This window comes from Catenulispora rubra (genome assembly GCF_015356825.1).
In the GTDB taxonomy this organism is placed as follows: domain Bacteria; phylum Actinomycetota; class Actinomycetes; order Streptomycetales; family Catenulisporaceae; genus Catenulispora; species Catenulispora rubra.
Genome location: NZ_JAACYW010000041.1, coordinates 17,534 through 42,640 on the forward strand (window position 1 = coordinate 17,534; position 25,107 = coordinate 42,640).

At 66.0% G+C, this 25,107-nt stretch carries 15 protein-coding genes; 10 read left to right on the forward strand and 5 right to left on the reverse strand.

Translation table 11 applies throughout. The features are described from left to right. Window positions 1-504 precede the first annotated feature (504 nt). From GWK61_RS56395 to GWK61_RS14475, 4 genes are all read left to right on the forward strand, one after another. Window positions 505-1,083: a hypothetical protein gene (locus tag GWK61_RS56395; protein ID WP_228562318.1), complete on the forward strand. Its 579-nt coding sequence runs from the start codon at window positions 505-507 to the stop codon at window positions 1,081-1,083. A 502-nt stretch (window positions 1,084-1,585) separates the two neighbouring features. Next, window positions 1,586-1,930 (forward strand): hypothetical protein, encoded by a 345-nt coding sequence (locus GWK61_RS56400; protein WP_228562319.1) that lies wholly within the window; start codon window positions 1,586-1,588, stop codon window positions 1,928-1,930. Window positions 1,931-2,112: 182 nt separating this feature from the next. After that, window positions 2,113-4,812 (forward strand): hypothetical protein, encoded by a 2,700-nt coding sequence (locus GWK61_RS14470; protein ID WP_228562320.1) that lies wholly within the window; start codon window positions 2,113-2,115, stop codon window positions 4,810-4,812. A 5-nt stretch (window positions 4,813-4,817) separates the two neighbouring features. Next, the gene (locus GWK61_RS14475; RefSeq protein WP_194908870.1) at window positions 4,818-5,705 is read left to right on the forward strand and encodes a hypothetical protein; all 888 of its coding nucleotides are present in this window, start codon (window positions 4,818-4,820) and stop codon (window positions 5,703-5,705) included. A 448-nt stretch (window positions 5,706-6,153) separates the two neighbouring features. On the opposite strand, the gene GWK61_RS14485 is transcribed toward GWK61_RS14475, so the two are convergent. Beyond that, on the reverse strand, window positions 6,154-6,522 hold the full coding sequence (locus tag GWK61_RS14485) for a hypothetical protein (RefSeq protein WP_194908901.1): 369 nt from the start codon (window positions 6,520-6,522) through the stop codon (window positions 6,154-6,156). A gap of 591 nt (window positions 6,523-7,113) precedes the next feature. Between GWK61_RS14485 and GWK61_RS59500 the strand changes: the two genes are divergently transcribed. The 4 genes from GWK61_RS59500 (at window position 7,114) to GWK61_RS14505 (ending at window position 14,623) form a co-directional block, all read left to right on the forward strand. Then, window positions 7,114-9,342 (forward strand): ATP-binding protein, encoded by a 2,229-nt coding sequence (locus tag GWK61_RS59500; RefSeq protein WP_194908872.1) that lies wholly within the window; start codon window positions 7,114-7,116, stop codon window positions 9,340-9,342. 758 nt (window positions 9,343-10,100) lie between these two features. Next, window positions 10,101-10,628 carry a helix-turn-helix domain-containing protein gene (locus GWK61_RS60725; protein ID WP_194908873.1) on the forward strand — a complete coding sequence of 176 codons (528 nt, stop codon included), beginning with the start codon at window positions 10,101-10,103 and terminating at the stop codon, window positions 10,626-10,628. 294 nt (window positions 10,629-10,922) lie between these two features. Then, a complete protein-coding gene (locus GWK61_RS14500; protein ID WP_194908874.1) occupies window positions 10,923-14,045 on the forward strand; it encodes an AfsR/SARP family transcriptional regulator in 3,123 nt (1,040 codons plus the stop codon). Window positions 14,046-14,419: 374 nt separating this feature from the next. Further along, window positions 14,420-14,623, forward strand: a complete 204-nt coding sequence (locus GWK61_RS14505) for a DUF397 domain-containing protein (RefSeq protein WP_194908875.1) — start codon at window positions 14,420-14,422, stop codon at window positions 14,621-14,623. Window positions 14,624-14,759: 136 nt separating this feature from the next. Here the strand turns inward: GWK61_RS14505 and GWK61_RS14510 are convergent, their stop codons facing one another. The 3 genes from GWK61_RS14510 to GWK61_RS14520 form a co-directional block, all read right to left on the reverse strand. Beyond that, entirely contained in the window at window positions 14,760-15,101 is a 342-nt protein-coding gene (locus tag GWK61_RS14510; RefSeq protein WP_194908876.1) for a hypothetical protein, read from the reverse strand. 495 nt (window positions 15,102-15,596) lie between these two features. Continuing rightward, on the reverse strand, window positions 15,597-17,219 hold the full coding sequence (locus tag GWK61_RS14515; RefSeq protein WP_194908877.1) for a tyrosine-type recombinase/integrase: 1,623 nt from the start codon (window positions 17,217-17,219) through the stop codon (window positions 15,597-15,599). Between the two features lie 45 nt (window positions 17,220-17,264). Beyond that, the gene (locus GWK61_RS14520; protein WP_228562321.1) at window positions 17,265-17,579 is read right to left on the reverse strand and encodes a helix-turn-helix domain-containing protein; all 315 of its coding nucleotides are present in this window, start codon (window positions 17,577-17,579) and stop codon (window positions 17,265-17,267) included. 285 nt (window positions 17,580-17,864) lie between these two features. Here GWK61_RS14520 and GWK61_RS14525 point away from each other — a divergent pair, with 285 nt between their 5' ends. Further along, window positions 17,865-21,833, forward strand: coding sequence for a PIN domain-containing protein (locus tag GWK61_RS14525; RefSeq protein WP_194908878.1), 3,969 nt, complete (start codon window positions 17,865-17,867; stop codon window positions 21,831-21,833). Between the two features lie 763 nt (window positions 21,834-22,596). Next, window positions 22,597-23,622 carry an NAD-dependent epimerase/dehydratase family protein gene (locus GWK61_RS14530; protein WP_194908879.1) on the forward strand — a complete coding sequence of 342 codons (1,026 nt, stop codon included), beginning with the start codon at window positions 22,597-22,599 and terminating at the stop codon, window positions 23,620-23,622. Here the strand turns inward: GWK61_RS14530 and GWK61_RS14535 are convergent. Next, window positions 23,619-24,956, reverse strand: coding sequence for an NsdA family TPR-like regulatory protein (locus GWK61_RS14535; protein WP_194908880.1), 1,338 nt, complete (start codon window positions 24,954-24,956; stop codon window positions 23,619-23,621). The genes GWK61_RS14530 and GWK61_RS14535 overlap by 4 nt on opposite strands. Between the last annotated feature and the right edge of the window lie 151 nt (window positions 24,957-25,107).

The following is a 25,107-nucleotide window of genomic DNA, read 5'->3' on the forward strand; positions in this document are numbered from 1 at the left end:
AGGCCCTTGCTCGGGACTCGTCCCCCGAAGCATCGCCCTGACCTGCATCAACATACCTAGATCGCCGAATAACGCGACTGGACCCATCAGCTCCGCGGCCTTAAGCCGGCTGCAAGTTCCATCCGACTGCGATGAGGAATTTCACGTATTAGCTCAGCCGTGGATCAAGGCTTGTAGCTCGAGTCCAGCGGATTTTCGACCCACAGAATCGGGGTCCTGCTGCCCACCCTGATTGATGGTCCAGGGTGTGGTCCAGGGAGTGACCACAAACACCTGGCTTGACCTACCCAAGGAGCTAGTCGGGCCGCGAACCCCTCCGGCTCTGCATTCTGCTATGCCAATCGGACCGCCGACCTTGCGGGCTCTGTCCCTGTCGTGAGCGGACCTCCGAACTGTTCACCGACCACGGTTCACACGGCCCGCGCACTCGCCCGCCCCAATCAACCTCGCCGAACTCCGGCCGGTCCGAGCCAGGATCACCCCCGAGCAGTGAACCGGCGCATCATGCCGAACGAGCTGGTCTGCACCCGTTGCGACAGACCGATCCGCGTCGGCGCCAAGCGGATGCAGCACCTCTATACCTGCGAGGGCTGCTACTCGCGGGCGCTGGAGACCTACGGGGCCTGCGCCGGCTGCGGCGTCGACCGGCTCACGCCCGGCCCGGCCGACGATGGCGGGCGGTTGTGCTGCGACTGCGCCGAGGACGTTGGCGACTACATCTGCCGGCGCTGCGGCCGCGAAGGGAAGCGCTACCTGGCCGGGATCTGCGGGAACTGCGTCCTGGCCGACACGCTGACCCCGCTGCTGGACGACGGCACCGGCACCGTCCGCGCCGAGCTCGTCCCGCTGTTCGAGGCCATCCGGCAGATGAACAGACCCCGCGTCGGGATCTATTGGGCAACGAAGCCGCACGTTGTCGCCATGCTGCAGGCCCTGGGCCCGCGGCGAGGTCCCGCTCACCCACGACGGCCTCAACCAGCTCACCCCGTGGCGCTCCGTCGCCTTCCTTCGCGACCTGCTCATAGAGGCCGACGTCCTCCCGCCGGTCGACCGGCACCTGATGCTCCTGCAGCGCTGGCTTAGTGGCTCGCCGCGATCGACGATCTCGAACACCGTCGGCTCTTGGAACGCTTCGCCACCTGGTATGTCCTGCGCCGCCTGCGTGAGCGAGCCGAGAACGGACCGGTCGGCCAAGGCCGATGCACCCAGGCCCGCTACCGTCTCACCCAGTGCGCGACCTTCCTGGCCTTCCTCGACGCCCGCGGACGGGACCTCGACCACTGCCGCCAGTCCGACATCGACGCCTGGTTCGCCGACGGACCCGTCGGCCGCCGCCTCACACAGGCGTTCCTGCACTGGTGCATCGAGCAGAGACGCATGCCTCGCTTGAAGATCCCGAACATGGTCACGGGCAACCCGACACCGATCAGCAAGCATCGTCGGCTCGCCCTAATCCGATACCTCCTGAACGACGACATAGCGCTGCTGGACCGGGTCCTGGGCCCTCTCGTCCTGCTCTTATGCCCAGCCGACCAGCCGCATCCGCTGGCTGGCGCTCGACGACATCGTCAACGACGAACCCGAGATGACAATCCGGCTTGGCGACCCCGTATCCCCGGTTCCCGAACCGCTCGCCGAGGTAATCCGACGCTTCCTGGACGAGCGGCCGAACCTGATGACCGCCACCAACCCGAACAGCAGACTGCTGTTCCCCGGTCGACGCGCCGGACAGCCCCTGAGCAGCGAAGCGATCCGCCAGAGGCTCGCTGCCACCGACATCCCCATCCGCACCGGCCGGACAGCCGCCCTGCGGCAACTCGTACTGCAGACCCCGGCACCGGTCGTCGCCCGCATGCTCAGCTACACCTCCGAGCACACCGAAGCCGGAGGAACCTGGAAGACCTACGCCCCCGGCGACCACAGCAAGTGACGATCAGACCCGCTCAACCCGAGGATTCGCGACACTCGTTCACGCGACGCCGCCAGTTCCTAGAAGAGCCACCTCGGTGTCACACTCACATCTCGGTACCAACTCGGGCTACCGCGCGCCGGACGACGTTCGCTAGGGTCACGCCATCAAGACCTCGTGCTGTAATCGGGCAGGTAGACACCGTGACCGAGAACGCCGTATCGAAGCGAACGACGACACCGAGCTCGGGCGAGGCGGGGCAGGCACCAGTCCTTGAGCACGCCGCCCGGCACGTGCTGAAAGCAACGCACGTGCCGCTGACTCCAGCCGTCACCGGCACGCAGGACGGAGTGTCCACCGAATCCGCAGTGGTGAAACTCGCCTACGTGCGCCAGCTCGGGTTGCAGCCCGGAGACATCGACCGGATCCAGGAGCGGTTCCGGGCCAAGGTGGCCGCGTCAGCCGACAGCACAGCACGCGGCCCAGAACTGGCAGACCATCCGGTCATGGGCCTGCTTCGACAGTTCGAGCAGCTACCCGTCCCGGGCCTGGCGCCCCGGCCCGCAGCCTTCGCCGGTATGCCGATGGCGGCGCTGACGGCCGTCGGCCGGGCGCTCGTCCGGGTCCGTACCGAGGCCCTCACCTCGCCGATGCCTGTGTCCTCACCGGCGGCCGGCAATGCTGCGGCGCTGCTCAACCGGGCGGTCAACGCCGGGGTGTGGCTGGCTGCGCACGCGAACCCGATCGGCATGCTCAACCTGGAACGCCTGGAGATGGCCCCGGCTGGGATCGAACACGGCGAACTGATCGCGACCATCCCACTGGCCCCCGGCGAGCAGACGTCCGTCACCGAGAAGGAATGGTCGGTGCGGACCAAGGAATTCACCTCGATCGTCACCGACTCGCTGGAGAACGTTAGCGAGACCGGAGTGACTGACAACACCGAGTTGGCGCAGGCCGTCACCTCCCAGAGCCAGCACGCGAATCAGTTCAATATCACCGGGACGGTCAGCGGCGGCATCGCGGTGGTGTCAGGTTCGGTCACCGCAGGCTTCAGCGACCAGAGCTCGCAGTCGGCGTCGGCCACCGACAGCCGCAAGCATGCCCAGGCCATGACGCAGAAGGCGTCGTCGCGGTCCCGGACCGAGCACAAAGTGACCATCTCCACAACTACTGTGGCCGGCACGTCGGAGACCACCACCAGGACACTGAGCAATCCCGGAGCGGATCCGATCCGGATTGACTACTTCAGCCTGCTGCGCAAGTGGCAGGTACGGCTGTACCGGTACGGGCTCCGCCTGACCTACGACATCGTCGTCCCCGAACCCGGCGCAGCGCTGCGCCGGGCATACCAAGAGCTCGACGACCTCAAGAGGCAGCTGGGGCCGTTCGAGTTCAAGGTCCCACACAGCGAGATCGTCGATGAGGTCGTGGCCGCCGACCCTCAGCCGGGCGCCCCGTTCGCCCCGGAACCTCACTACAAGATCCTGGCCGAACGCTACGGGGCGAAGGTCGACGACCCGCCACGGCAGCAACTGCCGTTCGCGGTCAGCCAGACCGTGACCGGGCTCGACGAGGGCCGGGACCATGTCCACGATTTCCAACTCACTGTCAACGTGCCGACCGGTCAGGCCGTCGACACGCTTGCCTTCTCCGGGATGGTCACCGGCCCGGCAACCCTGAGCTTCGACATGACCATCGTCGGGACGACCCTCAGCGTCGGCAACCAGCAGAACACCTACTTCCGGCCGGCCGTTCTGATCGACGCAGGCACCAACGCGCCGTTCTTGCAAGGGGCTGTTGGGCAGCAGCAGATCGGCTTCTACTTCCAGCAGGCCAACTCCGCTCAACTCCAGGTCCTTGTCGCCACCAAGCCGTCGCCGGAGGCGATCGAGACCTGGCGGACCCAGACCTGGAACGCCATCTACGACGCGGCCCAGACCCAGTACTACGCCCAACAGCAGGACATCGCCGCCCGGGTCGCCGAACTGGAGGCCATGCTCACCGCGGTCGACACCCTGACACTGCGGCGGGAGGAGAGCGACGAGGTGATGAAGACGGTGCTGCGCTTCCTGCTGGGCACCGACTTCGCCTTCATGCCTGGCGACGTGGCTGCCGCCTTCGCGCAAGTCGGCGCCGACCTGAAACACGGAATCGAGTCCGACGGCAACGCGCTGGGCATGGATCATGCCCAATGGTCGACTGTCATGCAGCACGAGGACGTGGTGAAGTTCATCAACCAAGCCATCGAATGGGAGAACGTCGTCACCTACCTATATTCCTACTTCTGGGATGTCCCGGAATCGTGGGAGTTCATCCGCCAGATCCGCCACCCGGACCCCAACCGGCAGGCGTTCCTGCGTGCCGGCAGCGCCCGCGTGGTGCTCACGGTACGCAAAGGCTGGGAGGAGGCCTGGGTGCGCTACGTCGAGGGCGGCTTCGACGGCGCCGTCGTCAACGACAACCACCCCTACCTGACGATCGCCCAGGAGATCGCCGCCTACGACGACCGGAACTACCCGGGCATCCCCCCGGCCAACCTCGCCCAGAACTCGCCACGTACCGAGGACGCCACTGTCACCACCTGTGCCACGGCCCTGTCGCCCAGCACACAGCCGGTGACCATCGAGGTCGCCGACACCCGCGGCTTCGTGGTCGGCCGCGACGTCGTCATCGACCTCGCTGGCGACCCCAACCACCAGGAAGCCCAGCGGTTAATCGCGGTCCCGGACGCCACTCACCTGACCCTGGCGGGTCTCCTTCACGACCACGACGGAACGACAACCCCGATCCCGGTCATCCAGCCCGGCGAGAAGGGCACCCTGATCGCCGAGTGGCACGAGTACACGCCGACGTCCGGCACCGACATCAAGATGACCTCCAACCTCACGCAGATCAGCTGACCGCCATGCCTGCGTTCTGCTTCGAGGACGCCCAGTCCCAGCCACTGACCGAGATCCCGCTCATGATCGGCGAACGGTCCTGCACGGTGTTGTGGAAGGGGGCCCCTGACGAGGAGGGCGTCCTTGCGCCGCTGATGCTGTGGGATCCGGCGATCGCCCTGGTGGAGGAACTGGATGCGTTCGTGTCCCCGAGCGTCAAGCAGCGGCGCTTCTTGGTCACCGGACGGAAGGCCGGGGCCACCGAACTGCGCGCGGTGGAGTTCGGACGAAAGGACTCCAGCCGGCAATTCGGCGCCCTGAGCATCCGAGTGCGCCCGCCACAGGAGACCGACGTGGACATGGTCTATCGGGGAACGTTCCTGGTCTGGCATCGCTCGCTGCCGAAGTCGCTGGCTGCCGCAGGCCCACTGATGTTCGCCGCGACATCCGGTACACAAGGATTGCAGGTCGCAGACCGGCAGAAGGAGGGGCAGAAGGAGGACGGGCCCGCCGGACCGCTGCCGGAGACCAAGTACGTGTTCGTGGCCCGCCTCGATGCGGCTCAGAACAGCGTCGAGGCAGCCAACAAGCGCGGACAGCAGGCCATCGACAACCATGAACGGGGGATCCAGTTCTTACGGATCGGGGGTAACGGTCCTGTCGATACGAACTGGGGGACGATGCGGGTGCGGCTGGAACCTCTCGGCCCGACCTATGGGCGCGACGGATTCTTCCTGCACAACTCGCACAAGGGTTTCAGCCATGGGTGCATCGAGATTGGGAGGACACTCGACGGGCGCGACTTCTTCGACACACTGCTGCTCTACGCGCATGAGCAGGGCAAGGCAAATCTGGTGGTGCAAGTGAAATATCCGTACCCGAAGATGTCGACGCGCGGAGACACTCTGCGCTGACCAGCCCTGACCACAGCCGTCGTGATACGGACCCGACGCCGTTGGAGGGACAAGGGACCACCACTCCGACGTCCGCCCTCTGATCACGTCCGACGACGTCACCGAAGTTCAGCTCAACCTCGCCGACACAGTGGCCAGGACCCGGAAGCACTTGAGTTGTGCGCTGGTGGACGTCGTCAGTCTCACAGTCGTCCGGACATGTGGATCGACGAGGAATGCCTCGACAACAGCGGCGTCAACCCCGTCGCGACCGCGCTGGCCCGATCTTTCGGGTTCGTCTTCCAGCCGTACCACGGCCCGGTGCTCATCACCGGCTTCACGCCGCACGGCGACACCGTCGGCCTGACCCCTGAGCAGTTCGTCGCCTCGCTTAAGCGGCGTCGGGGCCTGCGACATCCTCGTCTGATCTCCAGCGCGGACAGCTCGCGCCCGGGGCTGTCCGCATCGCTCAGGCGTCGTGCGGTGCCGCGCGCCGCCAGCACCAGTCGGCGGCAGCGTCGAGGAGCAGGACTGTCTCCTCGATGTGCTTGCGCTGCGTGATCCCCGTGATGCCGAGCCGTGCCCACGAGTCCGGCCCGGCCTGCGCCACAGCGCCGAGGGCGAAGAACGCGGTCAAAACGCTCCGCCGGGCGTGTGCGACGAGCAGATCCATCCACTCAAACGCGGCACGTGTGCGCAACACCCGTTCCGCTGGTATGGATCCGGCGATGTACGGCGACAGTTCATTGAGCGTCCTCTCGATGCGCTGCAGCCTGCCGGTCCGCTCGATCAGTGCGTCGACCCCAAGGAAGGCAACGAACCCAAGAATGCCGCTCACTGATCTCGACGCCGAACACCTTCGGCTCCAGGCTCGTCATGATGACCAAGACGCCCGGCACAACGACGTCCGTTCTCAGCGTCCCACGCCACCGCCGCACCTGACGTCCCCCTTCGGCTGTTCGCAGCTGGGCTAAGCCTCAGTCACACGCCGCAGCTGGCAGTGTGTTAGCAATCGCGGCTATTGCCCACGCGCTTTGGATCCCGTCAGGGGTTGACCGCTATCCAAGTGTCATCCACGATCGCGCTCCACTGCTCGGCAGACCGACGCGCTCACAGCCAGCCGCTAGCGTGGCACTACGCCACGCATCCGCGCGCCCACCAACCGCTGTCCCAGAACGGGCTGGCGCCTGCTGTCGTTCGTCCCGATTATGACTAGAGTGCTGTAAAGGATGGTAATGGCTTCACCTGGGCTGGGGGCACCGTGGTCGCGGAACCACGCAAGCAGGATCTCTCGCCGCCGGGAGCGGTGTCGTCATCCCTTTCCGGTTCGGCGCGGGATGTCGTGCAGGCTCGGGACGTTCACGGGGGTGTTCACTTCCACGTCCCGGAACCGACGAAGCCTGCTCCGCCTCGTCAGCTCCCTGCCGACGTGCACGGGTTCGTCGGGCGCGTAGACGAGTTGAGGAAGCTCGAGGAACTCGTGTCGGCTGGCGACGCCTGCCATGGCGTCCGCTTGATGGTGATCGCCGGTACAGCGGGTGTGGGTAAGAGCGCATTAGCCTTGCGTTTCGCGCACCGCACGGTCGAACAGTTTCCTGATGGGCAACTATTTGTCAACCTACGGGGCTATGACTCTGGGCCAGCGGTGGCGCCTCAGGTGGCCCTGGAACGCTTCCTGCGCGCGCTGGGCGTGCCGCCTGGCGAGATGCCCCAGGGCCTGGAGGAACGGGCCGAACTCTATCGATCGCTGTTGGCTGGGCGGCATGTGCTGGTGCTGGCTGACAACGCGGCGACGGTGGGCCAGGTGCGCCCGCTGCTTCCTGGTGATGCCGGGTGCGTAGTGCTGGTGACCAGCAGGGGGCGGTTGTCGGGGCTGTCGGCCCGGGACGGGGCTCGTCGGCTGACGCTGGGGTTGCTGCCAGTGCCGGATGCTGTGGCGTTGGTGGAGCATGCGGTGTCTGGGAACCGGGAAGCGGATTCGGCTGCGGATGTCAGCGAGTTGGTGAGGCTGTGTGCGCGCCTTCCGTTGGCGTTGCGGATCGCGGCTGAGCGAGCTGCGGCCCGGCCGCTGATGCCTTTGCGCGAACTCCTCGGAGATCTTCGGGGTGAGTCGTCGCTATGGGCTGCCTTGTCGACGGAGGATGCCAGCAAGTCCGATACAGTCAGCGCGGTGTTCGCTTGGTCATACCGGGCGCTACCTCCACCGGCGGCGCGGGTGTTCCGGATGATAGGGATTCATCCCTCTGCGGAGTTCGGGATTGGGGCGGCTGCAGCTCTGTCGGGTGTCGAGCCTGATCGGGTGCGTGGGTTTCTCGACTTGTTGGCTGGGGCGCATCTGCTGGAGCAGACCGGTCCTGGCCGGTATCAGTTCCACGACCTGTTGCGGGCCTATGCCGCTGGGCAGGTTCGTCAGGATGAAGAGCCGGAGGAATGGGCCGCCGCGCTTCAGCGATGTGCCTGGTGGTACCTGGCAACCGCTCAAGCCGCGGTGCGCACTGCGCTGCCCAGTCTGGCAGCGCCGCCCCTACCCCCACAGTTCCTGTCCGCCGGCTCTTTCGAATTCACCGACTCTGACGAGGCGACTAGGTGGTATCGAGCCGAGCAGCAGAACCTGATGGCTGTTGCGCAGGCAGTATCGGCAGCGGGCATGTGGGACCTGGCTTGGCGCTTCGCGGAGGTCCTGCACGGCATGCACGCGGTGCATCTGCCGCTGGACGACTGGTTCGAGATGGCCAGGCTCGGCGCAAAAGCAGCTGAGGCGCTGGATCACGAGAGGGCACGCGCTGCTGTGTCGGCTACCTTGGCTGATGCCTGCGCCGCGGCGGGCCGTGCTGATGAAGCGATTGCCCATCACACGGCAGCGCTGGAAGTCTGGGAGAGGATCGGCGACCGCGCCGGGACGGTTCGCTCGGCTACGAGCCTGGGCTTGATTTCGTTGGCCCGCCACGACCTCGCTCGGGCCGACGCCGCGTTCGGCCAGGCGCTCGACGCCGGCCGGGCTGTTGGCGACGAACTCGGCGCGACCGCCGCGTTGAGCGGTCTGGCCCACGCTGCCTTCGAAGGTGGACGTCTGAGCCTCGCCATGAATCTTGCTGATCAGGTCGAGACGGCGTACCGTCGCGCAGGGGCCGATCGCCGCCTGCTGGCCACTCCCCCGCTTCTCCGAGCCCGTGTTCTCCGTGAAAGCGGCCGACTATCGCAGTCCGCGATTGAGCTCGCGGCAGCTCGGCAGATCGCTGACGATGTTGATCTGCCGTTACTTCACCAAGCAGTGCTCCTGGAACAAGGGGCTCTGGAGTACGCAGGTCAGCTGTACGACCAGGCCCTCGAGACGTTTGGGCATGCCTTAGCTCTGGGACGCGCACTTCGAGAACCTTCTCGGGAAGCGCAGGCCCGCACCGGGCTGGGCCAGGCCATGCTGGCCAAAAACCGTGCTGCCGAAGCGGTGGAGGCTTTTCAACTGGCCGCGGCCGCGTACCGCCATCTAAACCATTCATGGCTCTGTGCACGGACCTTGTCATATTTGGCCGACGCGTTAGACCGCGTCGGCCAGACTCAGGATGCACGCGCTGCACGTCACGACGGCGTGCAGCTGCTTGGTGGATTCAGCGATCTACGCTCCGAAAATCTGCGCGCGGACCTGACAAATCAGCTATGACACGCAGGGCGTCGATGGTCTCCGCAACGGCCGCATTCAGCAGCTCGGACGGGCTGTGTGAGACGCCCTGCTGCGCTACGCCGTTACCGATGCTGTGACCGGCGTGCGGGGTACCGGCTGCAGCGGCCAGCAGCGTACAGGCGCCAACTGCCACCTCGCGCGGGGCCGATGCGTTGTCCACCCAATTATCGGACACCACGGGGCGGTTCCCGAGGTGTACGGGTCCGATGCTGGTGGCACGCGCGGGACCGGGCAGGGCCATCCCCACTATCACCGCGACGGGTGCGACCAGTAGCAGACGCGCTATCGCCATTGACGCGAATCCTCCTCTACAACGCAAGTCCGACCGCATGACCATACTCATGACTGATCGGTAACCGGGCCAGTACTACCTGCATCAGGGTAGCGACTGTTCACTAAGAGCGACCACGTTTTTCCAAAATCGGGCATGCCGCCGATGCTGTGATGAGACTTGGTCCCCATGATCGAAAATCGTGCTAGCAGGTTCGCTGCCTAGCCGATGAGCCTGAGCCCCGACACGGGCTGGCCTGGGCCGGACAGGTCACGGCCGCGGGCCGACCTTGCAGGCCCGGAGCCGTCAATTCGGTTTTACAGGTGGAGATAGTGGGAACAGAGCCGCAAGGCGGCGGCAGGACGCCTGACTATGTGTGCCCGAATGCATGCATACAACCCTGTACCGCCGACTGAAACGTCGCCGGCCGTCAACAGACGTCCGCGGCGCAAGCCCAGAGGTGGTCATGACGCCGCTCACCAACGAGGCCGTGCAACAGGAACTCGAACTTCTCACGCGCACGTTGACAGTGGCCCGCAAGGACCTCGGGGATCTCCCACAACGCAAACTGGCCTCGATGCTGGGCGTCGCAAAAACCTCGGTAGTCGACTGGGAGACTGGGCAAGATTCCCCGACTGTGCGAAACCTCATCGGTTGGGCCCGCATACTAATGCTGAGACTCGTCATCGTCGACAGGATCGGCGTGCAGGTTCCTTGTTCGGTGCCCCGGGAACACGGCGAAACTTGGGAAACCTATGAGCTCAGAAGGCTGACGATGGTACTGCGCGATGTCCGCAACGCGTACCCCATGCTGCCCCAACTTGAGGTCGCCAACCGGGGCGGATTCAGCCGAGTCTCCTTGGTGCACTGGGAGAGCCTGCGAACACCGCCCCGAACACTCGGCCTCATACGCTGGGCAATGGCCCTAGACTGCAGAGTTCGCCTCGCACCCATGCGACCCCGACGCCGGATTCTCGCCACAGTGGAAGGGTAGACCTTCTCGGAGGCCATCCCGCTCGCCGCCGCGCGGCGACAATGTGCAAGTCCCGCGCTGGATAGTGGTGGGGGCTTGTCAATCAGTGACTGCTGACTCGGATACGGCCGACGTCAGGCAAACTTTTTGGCCTACAGATCGGCAGGTTCCCTACCTTCACGGATCTTCCTCCCAAATTTGGCCAGTCTTGTGCGATTCGCTGATATATCGCCAATAGGCCCTGGAATCGGATCGATCTCCGGTGTACACATGGAAGGCAGAGAGCGTACACGCAGCCGGTGAGGGGGAACCCAGGTGCGGCTCACGTTGCTCGGTACTGTCCAGGTGTGGCACGAGGAAAGACCGTGGCCAACCGGAAGCATCAAAGAGAAGAATCTGCTTGCGATCCTCGCCATGGACGCCGGAAACGCTGTCTCGGCGCAGAGCCTGGCCGAGCGGCTGTGGGATCACGAACTTCCACGGACCGCCCGGCAGGGACTCCACGTCTACGTCTCCCGTCTGCGGCGGCGTCTTCGCGAAGCCTGCGGTGACGACCTGATCGTCAGCACCCCGGCAGGCGGATACCTGCTAGACCTGCCAGCCGAAGCCATCGACGCCAAGCATTTTCTAAAGCTCTTCCACCGCAGCTCCAGTATCCGCTCGACCGACCCGCTCCTGGCGCGGTCACTCCTGAGACGTGCCGAGGAGCTGTGGCGCGGCGAACCGCTAGCAGGAATCGAAGGTCAGTGGGCCGAGAAGACACGTCGCGTACTGCTTGCACACCGACGCAACGCCGCCTTGACCCGCATCGAGCTCGAACTACAGGCGGACAATCCGAGCGAAGACCTCATCGGCGAGCTTACTGAGCTGACCAGCGATGCCCACACCGACCAAAAGGCTGTAGCGCTGCTGATGTCCGCGCTGGACACGGCCGGCAGAACGGAAGAAGCGCTGGCGGCATTCCACACCACCCGAATACAACTGCAAAAACTAGGCATAGAGCCCCGTCAAGAACTTCGCGCAACGCACCAGCAGATTCTGCGCGGCAACCCACACTCGAAGCCATCCGGACCTGCAGGCACCGCCTGGATACCCAACACGCTAGACCCTGATCCTCCCCACCTGGCCGGGCGTAACGCAGAATTGGCAAAACTGCAGGCCCTTATCAGCGACGACCTGCGCACCAGATCGGGCCCGGCGCTATATGCCTTGGATGGCATGCCGGGCATCGGCAAAACTGCTTTTGCCGTTCGCGCCGCTCATATGCTGCGTTCCCGCTGCCCCGATGGATTCCTGCAAATCAACCTGCGGACCCATCACCCCTCCCAGCCACCCATCACCGCTCGCGACGCACTGGTCCAACTCCTCGACGACATAGCAACTCCCTCCCGGCAGATGGAGCGCGCAAATAGTACGAACGCACTGGCCGCGCTGTGGCGGCGACGCACCAGCGACAGACGGCTCCTACTGCTCCTGGACGACGTCGCCGACAGCGAGCAGATCGAGGCCCTGCTGCCAGCCGCGCCCGGCAGCGTCGTCCTGCTCACCTCCCGTCGACGCCTCTCCGGCCTGCCAGGGCTACGACAGCACACGTTGCAGCCGCTATCCGACGACGCCGCCGGCGAGCTGCTATCCGTCATCGTCGGCCGGGATCTACCAGACCTGCGCGAAAACCAGGAGCAGTTCGCACGCCGCTGCGGTGGGCTACCGTTGGCCATGGCCGTGGCTGCCGCGTATCTCCGCACCCGCCCAACCTGGACGCTAGCAGACCTGAACGACCGCTTGATCGCCGCACATGCCCGATCCGCCTCCGACCAAATCAACTCCCGCATATACGCCGCGTTCGCCCTCTCCTTCCACGCTCTGACCGATCACCTGCGCACCGCGCTGTGCCTGCTGGCGGCCCATCCCGGCCCTGACACCACAACAAACTCTGTCGCCGCGTTGATCGACACCGATCCGGCAACGGCCGACTCCGCCCTGGAAGCCCTGCTGGAACAACACTTGATCGAGGAGACAGGTCCGCACCGTTTTCGAATGCACGACCTGATGCGCGAATACGCTCTCACCGAGCTTGCTCAGCGACACACTCCCCAAGAAACCGAAAGTGCCCTGGCCCGCATGCTCGATTTCTATCTGACGACCGCACTGCTTGCAGACCAAGCCGTGCATCCCCAACGCCGCCGCGGCACCGAAGCGTCCGCCCACGCCAGGGCAGCCCCAACTTTCGAGAACCCAGGCCAGGCCCGCAGCTGGCTAGCCTCCGAATGGCCGAACCTCCACGCGATCAACGTCTTGGCGCACGCGCGCGGCTGGCACGCCCGGGCCCCCTTGCTCCCGCTGGTCCTGGCCGAGTACCTCGACCGCCGCGGGGACTCGGCCAAGGCTATCGACGTCCTTGAGCTGGCCATGGGAGCTCGCGCCGACCCGACGGCCCACCCCGACGACGCCACTGCGGCACGGCTCCTCACCGATCTCGCGGCCGCACGAATTCGCACCGGAGAACTCGACTTGGCCTTGTCTTACGCACGCCGCGCCTTGGACATCTGGATCGAGTGCGACGACAGATACGGCCAGGCCGACGCCTGGGTACAGGTCGGCCGAGCACATTGGCACGCCCGTCAGTCCTCCAAGGCGATTCCCGCCTTCGAACACGCCGCAGCCCTCTACGACGAGCTCGGCGAAATCGGCAGACGTGCGGTCGCCGAGGATCATCTCAGCATCCAGATGTTCGAGCTCGGCCGGCACGACGAGGCTTTCGCCCTGAGCCAGCAGGCACTGGACACCGCGCGCCAATCCACGGACCCGGCCCTGCAATGCGACATCCTCACCAACCTCGGTGAGATGTATCGGGAAGCCGGCCACATCAACCAGGCACTCGACCACTTCCGCCAAGCCAAGGCCATCGTGGACAACCTCGGCGACCCCCAGAACGTCGCCGTTCTGGCCAGCAACATCGGCGCCGTCCACAGCGAACGAGGCGAGCACGAGGCCGCCCAGTCCTCATTCCACACTGCTCTGGAGCTGTTCCAGGCCCTCGGCGACCGCCGAAACGAAATCGACACCCTCATCAGCCTCGCCGACGCCCACACCCATCACGGCAACCACCACACCGCGTTCCAGCACCTCCAACAGGCCTCACAACTGGCGGCATCGACCCACGACCCGCTCCGTCAGGCCCGAATCCAACTGGCCACAGGACACGCCCACCGAAGCCAACAACGACTCACCGATGCCCTAGATTTCTACCACTCAGCCCTCGACGAGGCTGGCGCCGCAAAAGCCCCTCTGGACCAGGCCCACGCACTTCGCGCCATCGCAGACGTGCTCCGCCTACGCAAGGACCCGGAAGCAAATGCCTTCGCTCAACGGGCCAACACCATCTATCAGCACCTCCACCATCCCGCAGCCATCCCCGACTCCGAAACTGCTCCATAAGCACGTCAGCCGGCCCTCACTCCACAACCGCCAACGCCATCGGCGTGCCGCGGATCTACAAACGATTCCTGGTGCCACCTCACGAACGGTCAGATCGAGGGCTCCGACACGCATCACGCCCGCATAGGCAGACATGACGGTCACCCTTCTAAGCGACACAGCGCGCAGTCACCACGAACGACGTGGCACTCGCCCCCTCCCCCAGCCACACAAGCCGTGCGCTAAGACCGCTGCAAGCCTGCTGCAACCACCTGCGGAATACCCCCAATACGAGGCCACGGGGGACACCGTAGCGAAGCGACGGATACCTCGCCTCGCACAGGCGCCGCCGGGCATGCTTCTCGCGGCGCGCGGTAGCAAACAGGGGGACACACATGGCGCGACTCAATCAGCAATGGTTCAAGAGCAGCTTCAGCGGCGGCAACGACTCGAACTGCGTCGAGGTCCGGTTCATCAACGACTTCGCACACGTCCGCAACAGCACCATGGCAGACAGCCCGGTGCTCGTGTTCAACCGGGGCGAATGGGACGCATTCGAACTCGGCGTCTTCAACGGCGAATTCTCGATGCCCGCGTAAACACACCCGCTCGTTTACACCTCTCCCACGGGCCGCCGAAACCGCGTGACATACCGGTTTCGGCGGCCCGCCGGCGTGTCTAGGGCGGGCAGGCTCAAATTCATCGTGATCCCACCTTCGACGTCTCGGGCCTGAACTACCTTTTCGGCGATACCGCTGACATTGCTAAACGCGTTCGCGCCCGTACTGTCCGAAAGTTCCCCCACGCGTCAGCCATATCGGGCCGCAAAGTAAGCATCCCGTCGAGGTAGCCAGCCCAGTACGCCATCAGCAGGATCTGGCCATCCGCGCCGTCCCCAGCCAACGTCAGTGCCTTGCCGCGGGAGACCTCGAGCTGCCGACTCATGCGCTCAGTCTCAGCGTGGTCGCCGTGACCGAACCGCCGGGCCAGGAAATCCCGCACTGCCGACCAAGCATCGCTGGCCATCGACGTCATCAACGACTGAGCACCCTGCTGCAGAATCGCCGAATAATACATGAACCCTTCCTGCACGCAAAACAGCTACCCCACGACCACAGGGTTCTCATCCTACTCAGGTGCCCGCCGCGGCACTCTGACCAGACAAATATCTACCGGAAACTCTCAATCACGGGTTCGGGGTTCAAGTCCCTGTCGGCGCACCCGTAGCGGAGCCCCAGCTCAGACATTTGAGCTGGGGCTTTGCGTTTTCGAATACGTGGCAGCTGAACTTGTTGACGGCCCGTCAGGGCCGTGGACCAGGATTGGACCAGGGCGGTCCCGAAGTCGTCTCCGCAGAACCCCGATACTCTGGACGATCGCGTGCGCGAGCGTGGGAACGTGTCGTAGGCGTCCGCTGGTCCGGGTTCCAGCGGATTTCGATCCGCGTGGACCTGCGGTTTCGCGGAAGCCCTGGCTCGCTTCCAGCGGATTCCGGTCCGCTGGTCGATTCGTCGCAGGTCAACGCCACGAGGTTGCCGCAACGTCGACGGCCCTTCGTCTACGGGCTCTGCGTCATGCCGCAGTCTCCTGGGCGCCATGTGGACCAGGGAGCTTCGCTCGGGCCTGCATGATGGCTGCTGCGATAGCTGCTGTGGCCGAGCGCTTGAGCTCGGGGTAGACCGAGGTGTAGATGTCCTGAGTGATCGCGGTACCGGAATGCCCGAGCATCTCGGAGACCACCTTGACGTCCACCCCGGCGGCCAGCGCGATCGACGCCGCCCCATGCCACAGGTCGTGAAGGCGGATCGGCGGCAAGCCCGCCTCCCGGGCTAGCAGGTGGAACTGGTCGGTCACCCAGGCCGGGTGCAGCCCGGTCCCCTCGGAGCCGGTGAACACCAGCCCGGTGTCAGTCCAGCCGGCCCCGGCGGCGAGCTTGTCGGCCTTCTGCTGCCGACGGCGTGCAGTCAGCTCGGCCGCCACCGGGTCGCTGAGCCGGACGGTCCGCTGCGAGGACTCGGACTTCGGCGCGGTGACCATGGTCTCCCAGCCCAGCTGGATCACCTGCTGCGCCACGGTAACCAGCCGGCAGGGCAGGTTCACATCCACCCACCGCAGCCCAACAGCCTCACCCCAGCGCATCCCGGTAAACGCCAGCAGATGAAACAGCGCGAACTGCGGGTGCTTCGCGGCCCGCTCCAGGAACACCGCGGTCTGCGCCGGGGTCCGGACTATCACCAACGAAGGCAGCTCCCCGGTCGCGCGCCAACAGGCCACCCGCTCCGCCGTCCACACCCGGGCCCGCGGCGGACGCCCCGACGGCAGGTGCACCAACGCAGCGACGTTCACCACAATCAGCTGCTGCGCACACGCCGCCGACAACGCCGAGCGCAACGTGGCCCGGATCCGCGCCCGGGTCGCGTCCCCACACGGGCGACGGTACGGCGGCATTGCCGCCAGCTCCGCCTTCGCCTCCCGCCAAGTGGCCTTGTCGTTGGCACGCCACTCCTCCTTCGTCCTCTTCTCGGTACGGTGCCGGGCGGTGTAGTCGGCCCGTGCCTGCTTCGCCTCGGCGGCGATGGCCGCGAACATGCGCTGCAGGTGCTCGACCCGCAGCCCCTCCAACGGGATCGACCCCAAATGCGGGATCAGGTATTGCCGCAGGTGGCAGGCGTACACCCGGCGGGTCCCCGGCGCCAGATCGGCCTTGTCCGCCAGCCAGGACGTCAGCCACTGCTCGACCGTGGTGCGGTCCGCCAGCGGCTGCCGGGCGGCAATCGCCCGGCGCACCGTGTCGTAGTCCGGCAGACGCCGCGTGTCGGCTATGTCCCGCCGGATCCGCGCGGCAATGTCCAGCTTCAACCTCCCCGCCGCCTCGACGTTGACCGCCACCCGGTCGGCGATCCCCAGCAAGTTCCGCACCGCCGTCAGCTGCGCCTCAGCTTCGGGCCGGTTGTCGATCCCGCCCCGGGCTATGACCTGCCAGCCGACGCCTGGGGCCTGGAACCCGGTCTGGAAGTGCCACGACCGGTGCGAGGGATTCCACTCCGATCCGCGCCGCAGTTTCGGACACGTCGAACCGATCCGGGACAGCTTCGACTTGCCCGCCGCGTCCAGCACTGGCGAGCCGTCCGCCGCCAGCACCGGCACCCGGCAGCCGCACTTCTTGAACACCGAACCCGGAGTCACGACGATCACTCCTATCCTCGGCCGACTCCCTACCGCCGCTGTATCAGTGAGCGATCACCACGTGACGACCTGGTCCGTGCTCCCACGCCCCGCACGCCCGCCGCCGGCGGCCAGTGGCGACGCGACGGCTAGCCCCAGCACGGCCAGCAAATCGGCCGTCGGCACCTTCCACCCACACCCCACCCGCAGCACCCGGCACGGGAACTCCCCTGCCGCAGCCAACCGATACGCCCTGAACCGCCCGATCCCCAACAACCGCCCCGCCGACGGTATGTCCAACACCGCAGGCAGCCCACCGCCCTGCGGGGACGCCAGGCTCACGAGCACCGGCGCGGGCCGCCGGACCTCCGCCGAATCCGTCCTCACCATCACGATCACCTGCTCTCTACCCCCACATTCACCCCGGACCCGAAGACCTGACTGAGCCATATGACAGAATCAGCCCAGGAACTGTCGAGACTCTGTCCAAGAGTTGACTAATAGCGGATCGCCGAGCTCTCGGTTAAGTCTTCGAAGGGCGCACCATTAGCCACCTGCGACGCCGTGACCAGCGGATTTTCGGAGACGCTTAAGCCCAAGCACGCATGGCCTCAATCTGTCGGTGCCACATGGCATGCTACTGACCGGAAGTCCGGAAGTGTTGAGGGAGCCGCAGTGGTCGATCCGTTTTCCATGGCGAAGCTTGTTGCTTTGTTGAAGAAGGACGGCCCGCACGCCGCGGCCAAGGCGTACAAGATGGTCGCGCCCAAGAACTGGGCGGTGCAGCTCAGCAACACCGCCTTGAAGGGCTTGCCGCGCCCCCGCCCGCGGATCGCGTTGGTACGTGAGCTGAACGGTAAGAAGGGCGAAATCCTCGCGCCGTTGATGGCGGTGGTCGTGGACGGCAATCCGGCCCCCACGACGGAGCTTGCTGAAGCGGTGGATCGCTGCCTGCGCCGCTCCCGCAGATGGCGGAGGCTGCCCGTAGATGAGCAGTCAAGCCGCACTGCCGTTGTGTCCTCGATGCTCATGCAGAACTTCATCGCGTCGCAGGACCCAGCGAAGGCGACTGCGGTGGCGCATGACGCCGCAAGGTTCCGCAGTGATCAGATCGAATCCAAAATCGACCGGCACGGTGTGGTGCAGCAGCAGTTGTTGGACGAGTTTCGCGCCGATCGTGGCGGTGAGGCCCGGGCGCGGCTGCGCCAGTCGCTTGCCAAGATGCCACAGGAGTTGCATCGACTCATCGAGAGCGCGCTCGAGGAGGAGCCTGAAGGCGTCCGCGAGGTCCTCAGCGCGGTGTCGACGCCAGAAGCGTCCGCCGCAGCGATAGCCGCCCAGTGGGTTCAGTCGCCTCCGGCAATCCTGGGCACGGCGCAAACCCCGGTGCGGCCGACTGCGTGGCGGGTCCTGGGTTACGTCGCGTTCGCGTATCGCGAGTGTGCGTCCGCGAGCATGGCCTTCGAGCGGTCCGCTGCCGCCGGCGGGGCAGCTCGTGATCATCTGATGGCGTGGGCAGCATGGGCGGCGATCAACGCCGAGGATAATGCCCGTGCCGAGTCTTTGATTGAGGCCTCTGAGGTGAGCCCGGACTCGATTCCCATCCTTCGGCTCGTGGCTGCGTGGCTTCGCATGGCTACAACACCTCTTCCGAACCCGAACGGCTCGAGTCCGTTGGAGAGTGCAACGCAGGCGAGTCCGTCAGACGGGACGGACGATCCGTTCGCGGACACTGTTCGGTTGGTACAGGTCGAGCTCGCCGGGTGGGACCCGACGGACGAGATGGAGCGTGATCTGCACGCGCGGATCGGCGCCAACACCGATCTCGTAGACCTGTCGCTGTCGCAGGCGCGAAGGTACGACGCCGCGATCCACCGCCTGCAGGCGGCGCTGAATCGCGGGTGGATGGATCAGACCGCAATGGCCTTGGCGGACCTGCTGTGCGAGCGGGCTTACGCCGGCGGCAGCTTGGACCGAGCGCGTGACCTTGACGCAGCGTGCGAACTTGCGTCGAAGGTTCGCGACGCGCGACGAGGGATGAATGCCAACTCCGCCCCCGCGGCAGCGATGGCGGCCCGGGCCGCGGGGCTGGCCCGGCACCATCGACGTGTCATCGAGATCGGCAGCTCCGAGTTCGGCACAGCAACCAATAACGAGGCTCGTCAACCGGCGATGATCCGCTATGTCGCGACGGCCGCCACCGAGTGCGATGCCGGCATCGCTGAGGCACTGGAGAGGCAACTCCCGAACCTCCCGGAAGGATTCGTCCAGGACTGGTGCCGCGCGCAGCTGCTCACCCGGTCCAATCGTCCAGAGCAATTGACGAACGAAGAGCAGGCTGCGCTCTGGCAGACCGTCCTGGCTTCAGCCGTCACCGACGAGGAGCGCTTCCTCGCCGAGCGTGGGCTGGCGGAGGCCGGCATTCTGGTGCCCGCCGATCGAAGCCTGACAACGGATCCTCATAGCTGGATCGCTGCGGAGAGCCGCGCAAGAGCTGCCCTAGTCATCGGAGACCCAGCTGCCGCAATCACCGAGCTGCGCCCTTTCAGAGAGGAGGTGCCCTCAGCGGCCCTCATGCTCGGGGAAGCCTACGCCGCCTTGAGCGAAATCGACGCCGCGGTCGATGAGCTCGTGCAGGCTGCCCGACGGTTCGACTACGACGACTTCGTCATCCAGGCAGCACGGGTGGCGGCCGTCGCCGGACAGCGCGAGCGTGCCGAATCGCTCCTCCAGCACGTCCTAGGCACGGCTTCGTCCGCCTGGCACGGCCGCCCGGCGGCACTGGGCCTGCTCGGACATCTACGGGCCAGCAGGGGTGACTGGCCTGGGGCGATGTCGTTCTGGGAGGCCGCTCTGGAGCAGGATCCCTTCAACACGGAAGTCCTGTGGTCCTTGGCCCAGTGCCATGCCCACCGGGGTGACGTCGATCTGGCCTGGACAATCCTCACCGCCGACCCGATAAGCCCCGGCCGTCGGCGCGAGCCGCCGCACCCACCCCACGCTTCATTCGCGCAGGTTCTCCTCTTGCTGACGGCGCGGAACCAGGAGCCTGCAGCCGTCGTCGAGCGCGGGCTCGCTCTGATGAATGTGTTCGACGAGCCCGACTTTCACGCCGCAGCGCTTCTGATCATGTTCGATGTGACCATGAGCGACCCGGACGCTCCGGCTCAGGCTGGGGCGCTGGATCCGGACCTGTTGGAGCGTCTGCAGGCAGCAGTGACCACGTTCTTGACGGACCATCCCGGCCACCCCGCGTTCCGTGCGGTCCCCGTCACTCCAGAAATGTCCGGGGAGGAGATCCTCGCAGCCATGGCCTCCGCCGACAGCACCACTGCCGAGCGGGGACAGAACCGGAAAGTCGCAGAATGGACAGTCGCTCGGGGTGCTCTCCCGCTCGGAGCCCTCGGCTCATTTTATGGACGCCGATACGCGCAGATCATCACGAGTCTTGCCTTCGCGACTATCACCGCCGGATTCGAGGAGGTCGAGGACGAGGCGAGCATCGCGGAGGCCCTCGGTGCGCTCGGCGTCCAGCCGAACCCGGGCGCGGCTGACGCACGCAGGGGTCTTCTGATCGCGCGCGGAACGCCAACTGCGGTGGTCGTCATCGACACCACCGCCTTGTATGCCCGCACCTTGCTGCCCGAACTCGATGCGCAGCTCGCCAGCAGGCTCCGGGACGTGCTTGTCGCCGACGACGCCTTCATGGACATCGTCATCTCGCGAGACGCCGCAAGCAAGGATCAAGGCCTGTATTTCTCCACCGATCCCGACACCGGACAGGGCATCCTGCGGGTGGTGTCTGCCGAGACCCGTCAGCAACAACGCGAACGCCTCGACGCCATTTACCGTCTGGCCGCCGCAGCGCGCCGAGAGCCCGCACCGGCGGCGTCCACGTCAGCCCTGGATCAGATTGCCCCAGACCAGCAGGTGCCTTGGCTGGGGAGCGTCCGCCTGGCCGCGGCTCGGGGAGCGTTCCTGTGGGCCGACGACGTCGCAGTACGGGCGGTGGCACGCACGGCCGGCGTCCGCTGCTTCTCGACGGCGGCTCTTCTCCACGCGTTCCGCCGACTCGGCGCGATGACCGAGGAACAATGCGAGCAAGCTGTACAGAACCTCATCCGGGGCCACATCGGAGACTTCACGCCGAAATGGGAACGACTGCGAGACATCAGCCGCGAGGGCGACCCCGGCCGGACCGCCGTCGCCGCAGCCGTTTCCAAGCCCTCCTTCTGGATGAACTTCGAACCGGCCAGCAAGATCTACCTCCGCCTTCTCGATGAATTCCAGCGCACACAAGCGGAATGGGTACCCACGCTCGTCAGCTGCGCCACGCTGGGCGCCCTGGGGATCAACCAGCATCCGGAGGCGGCAGCCGACCAGGCTGCTGCCATCTTGAGCAGCACCATCAACCACCTGGGACCACTCGGTCACGTCCCGGGCGCCATCGCTGCGGCACGCGGAGCACTCCGGCAAGCACCGATCTCCTTCCCCGACCCGCTCCCGAACGTCGCACGACGCATCCTCAGAGCCCAGGAAGCACTGTCAGGCCCTTCGACCGCGGCCGACACGCTCATGGCCCTGATGGCAGGGTGTTCGGAGGAAGATCGTCAGATCGCGCGTATCGCAATCCTGACCGCGTGAACACGCCGGACCAGAGTCAGAGCAGACGTGCGTTGCGCGGTCGAGCCTTGCCATCATCACCTTCACCGCAGACACCATCCACCATGTCGTGCCGAGGCTCGAGGAATTCGTCCGCCAGACTGTCGCACCCGAGCCCATCAGCGCGCACCCACCGAAGATCCGTGGCGCCGGGCAGACCGTGGTGAGTCGAAGCTCTTTCCTCGCGTCCTCGAGTGCTTCCTGGCGCAGATGTCCGCCGAATCAGCCGAAACACCGGGCAACCCAGTTCTGGACTGCTACCGCGCCAGCAGGCTACGATCCGCCGCAATCAACACGTCCGCCCCGCCACTGTCCTGCTCTGGGACACGGTCCGCGACGCGGTATGGGATCAGCAGGCGCAGACCGGGAGCAGCCTTCGTTGAGAGTGCTGGCCGCTGCCGTCGTCGGAGTGAGTTTCAGAGAATGGCGTCGTTCGAGGTCAGGGGTCTGGCGTGAGCGGCGGCGGGCCGTCGTGGACGGGGCCAGCTGCGCGGACAGGGCTGAGGAAGTCTTCGGGACGAGGCCGATGCCTTGGAGGGCGAACGCCACGTCCTGGCTTTCAGCCAGAGCGCTCCATCGCTTCAACTCCTTGCCGTCTGCGCTGATCAGGAGTGTCGTTGGTGCCGCCGCAACCCTCTCACCTGTCGCAAATCGACCGTCATCGTGACGGTCGGCCACGTCGGCCTCCACAACGACAAGCCCCGGCCCGTACGGCGCGGCAAGTCGCCCTGGCAGGATGGTCGCCATGCGGATCCTGATTCTCGGCGGAACGTGGTTTCTTGGCAGGGCGCTCGCCGCATCGGCGATCGAGCACGGCCATCAGGTGACTGTGTTCAATCGGGGCCGCTCCGGTGTTGACCCTGACGGGGCCGCGGCGATCCGCGGCGATCGGGAGTCCGATGACGACCTGAAGCGCCTGACCAATGCCGGGTCGTGGGATGTGGTGGTGGACCCCTCGGGACAGGTTCCGCGCGTGGTTCTCGCCTCGGCGCGTGCTCTGGCCGGCAGCGGCCGGTACATCTTCGTGTCGTCGGTATCGGCATATACCGGCTGGCCCATCGATCCCTTGACCGAGACCTCGGCACTGCTGGAGTCGCGCGCGGACGCCGGTCCCGAGTTCGGATACACCGACCCCCGGGGCTACCCCACCCAGTACGGATTCGCCAAGGCCGGGTGCGAGCAGGCCGTCCTGGACGTGTTCGGCCCGGACCGTGCCACCATCCTGCGGCCAGGCGTCATCCTCGGCCCGTGGGAGTACGTTGGCCGCCTGCCCTGGTGGCTCCGCCGCATCGCCGAGGGAGGCCGTGTCCTGGCCCCCGGCGATCCGGACCAGCTGATCCAGCCCGTCGATGTCCGCGACGTAGCGGACTTCGCGATCCGCGCCGCTAAGCACGGTCTCGGCGGCGCGTTCAACGTCACCGCTCCCGCGAACCACACCACGTTCGCCGGGTTCCTCGAAGCCTGCCGCCAGGCAACGGGATCGGACGCGGAGTTCGTGTGGATAGGCGACGACCAGCTGGCCGCCGCCGGGATCCGGCAGTGGACGGAGATTCCGCTGTGGCGATCGGCCGACGCGTTCCCCGGGACGTGGAAGGTGTCCTCAGCAAAGGCGGCGACGGCCGGCCTCACCGCCCGCCCCATTAGGACCACGGCGGCAGACACCTGGCAGTGGCTCACTGCCGGCGGACAGGCCGTCGCCAGCGAACGGGTGTCAGAGCTGGGCATCGATCCCGAGAGGGAGGCCGAAATCCTGGCCGGGGCCAGAGGCTAGGACCTGCGCGGTGGCAGCGCCGGGGCTATAGCCCCGGCGGACTCGGCTGCAAAGACCTCGATACGCGCTCCGAGGTCGAGTGCTTCGGACGAGCCCTGATAGCTGGGCAGCGCCAGGGCCTGCCGCGCCTTCACCAATCGCTCTGTCACCCCGTGGACGCGCTGGGGTTGAGGGAGGTCGAATACAGTGCCCAACGTGTCCGCGGCGCCGTCGAGGTCTCCGCTGAGAATCAAGGCGTGGGCCAGCTCGATCCGGGCCTCGATGGCGACTTTCGGCATGCGCACGATCGGCGCGCCCGTGTCGTACAGCTCGATGACCTGCCGTGCGTGCCGCGCGGCCGGTTCCGCCAGCTTCAGATTGACATACGCCGAGCCCAGGCAGCGGCGCAGACGAGCGCCGTCGAAGCTGAACTCCCCGCCGATGTCGTCATGCAGCTCATCCGCCGGTGCGTCGCTGTCGGCCGCAGACAGCGCGAGCCCCGCGGACTCGGTAGCGGAGATGGCGTTGCCGAGCTGCGAGTAGGCCCGTGCGCCGATCGCGTGAAGGCGAGCGGTCGGCGTGCCTGCCGGCGCTGTCGCCAGGCCTTTGGCGACCAGTTCCAAGGCCGCCAGCGGGAACTCCGACCAGTTCGCGATCAGGGCCCGCATGCCCATCGCCCACGCGCACAGACCTTCGTGCCCGACCATCCGGCCGTAGATGAACACGGTCCTGGCCTGTTCGGATGCGGCGTCGGTGTATCCGAGGTCGAAGGAGACGGTGGCCAGGATGCCGCAGGCCTGCCCGGCGGCGACGTACAGGTCGGATTCCTGCGCGGGCCTGCCCGTGCGGTCCAGCAGAGACAGTGCCAGGTCGCGGATCCGTTTCGCCTCAGCGAACGACTCGATCGGTGCCTTCTCCGGATACTCCCTGGCGACCTTGGTGACATCCTCCTGGAGCTGCTCGATCGTCATGTTGTCGATGGCTCGGGCGGCGGCGTAGGCGGCGTGCTCGGACGATTCGTGTGCTGCCATGGTGATCTCGCTTTTCAGGTTGAACGCTTGTGCTTGCTCCTGGAGATTGGCTTCGCTGGCCGGACCCAGCAGCACATCGACCTCCACGGAGAACATCCGCTGCAGAACGGCCGACGCGTTCGGGTATGGACGTGTCGTCAACCCGCCGCGGAGCCACCGCTCAAACTGCGTCCGCGACACCGAGAGTGCCGCCAAGCGGGGATCGTTCGTCTCAGCCGCAAGCGTGCGTGCGGCCTCCTCGAAGTGGCGGCGGAACGTCTCGTATGTTCGCCAACGACGCTCAACGACGAGCACGCGAAGTGCAGTCGGTTCGGCTTCGGGCATGAGGCTTCTCCAGGGCAAGAGCTATCGGTCCTGCGTGCTGATGACAGTTCCAGTCCTACCCGTAGATGGCGGAGGCTGTACCGCAAAAATCGAAGAGGGCACACAGACGGCACTTCACAGTGCTCGACGGCACCTAGACGGCACAGTCCCG

Coding starts and splice junctions, on each gene's coding strand:
- GWK61_RS56395 (WP_228562318.1), top strand. CDS start 505: ATGCCGAACGAGCTGGTCTGCACCCGTTGCGACAGACCGATCCGCGTC.
- GWK61_RS56400 (WP_228562319.1), top strand. CDS start 1,586: ATGACAATCCGGCTTGGCGACCCCGTATCCCCGGTTCCCGAACCGCTC.
- GWK61_RS14475 (WP_194908870.1), top strand. CDS start 4,818: ATGCCTGCGTTCTGCTTCGAGGACGCCCAGTCCCAGCCACTGACCGAG.
- GWK61_RS60725 (WP_194908873.1), top strand. CDS start 10,101: ATGACGCCGCTCACCAACGAGGCCGTGCAACAGGAACTCGAACTTCTC.
- GWK61_RS14505 (WP_194908875.1), top strand. CDS start 14,420: ATGGCGCGACTCAATCAGCAATGGTTCAAGAGCAGCTTCAGCGGCGGC.
- GWK61_RS14510 (WP_194908876.1), bottom strand. CDS start 15,101: ATGTATTATTCGGCGATTCTGCAGCAGGGTGCTCAGTCGTTGATGACG.
- GWK61_RS14520 (WP_228562321.1), bottom strand. CDS start 17,579: ATGGTGAGGACGGATTCGGCGGAGGTCCGGCGGCCCGCGCCGGTGCTC.
- GWK61_RS14530 (WP_194908879.1), top strand. CDS start 22,597: ATGCGGATCCTGATTCTCGGCGGAACGTGGTTTCTTGGCAGGGCGCTC.
- GWK61_RS14535 (WP_194908880.1), bottom strand. CDS start 24,956: ATGCCCGAAGCCGAACCGACTGCACTTCGCGTGCTCGTCGTTGAGCGT.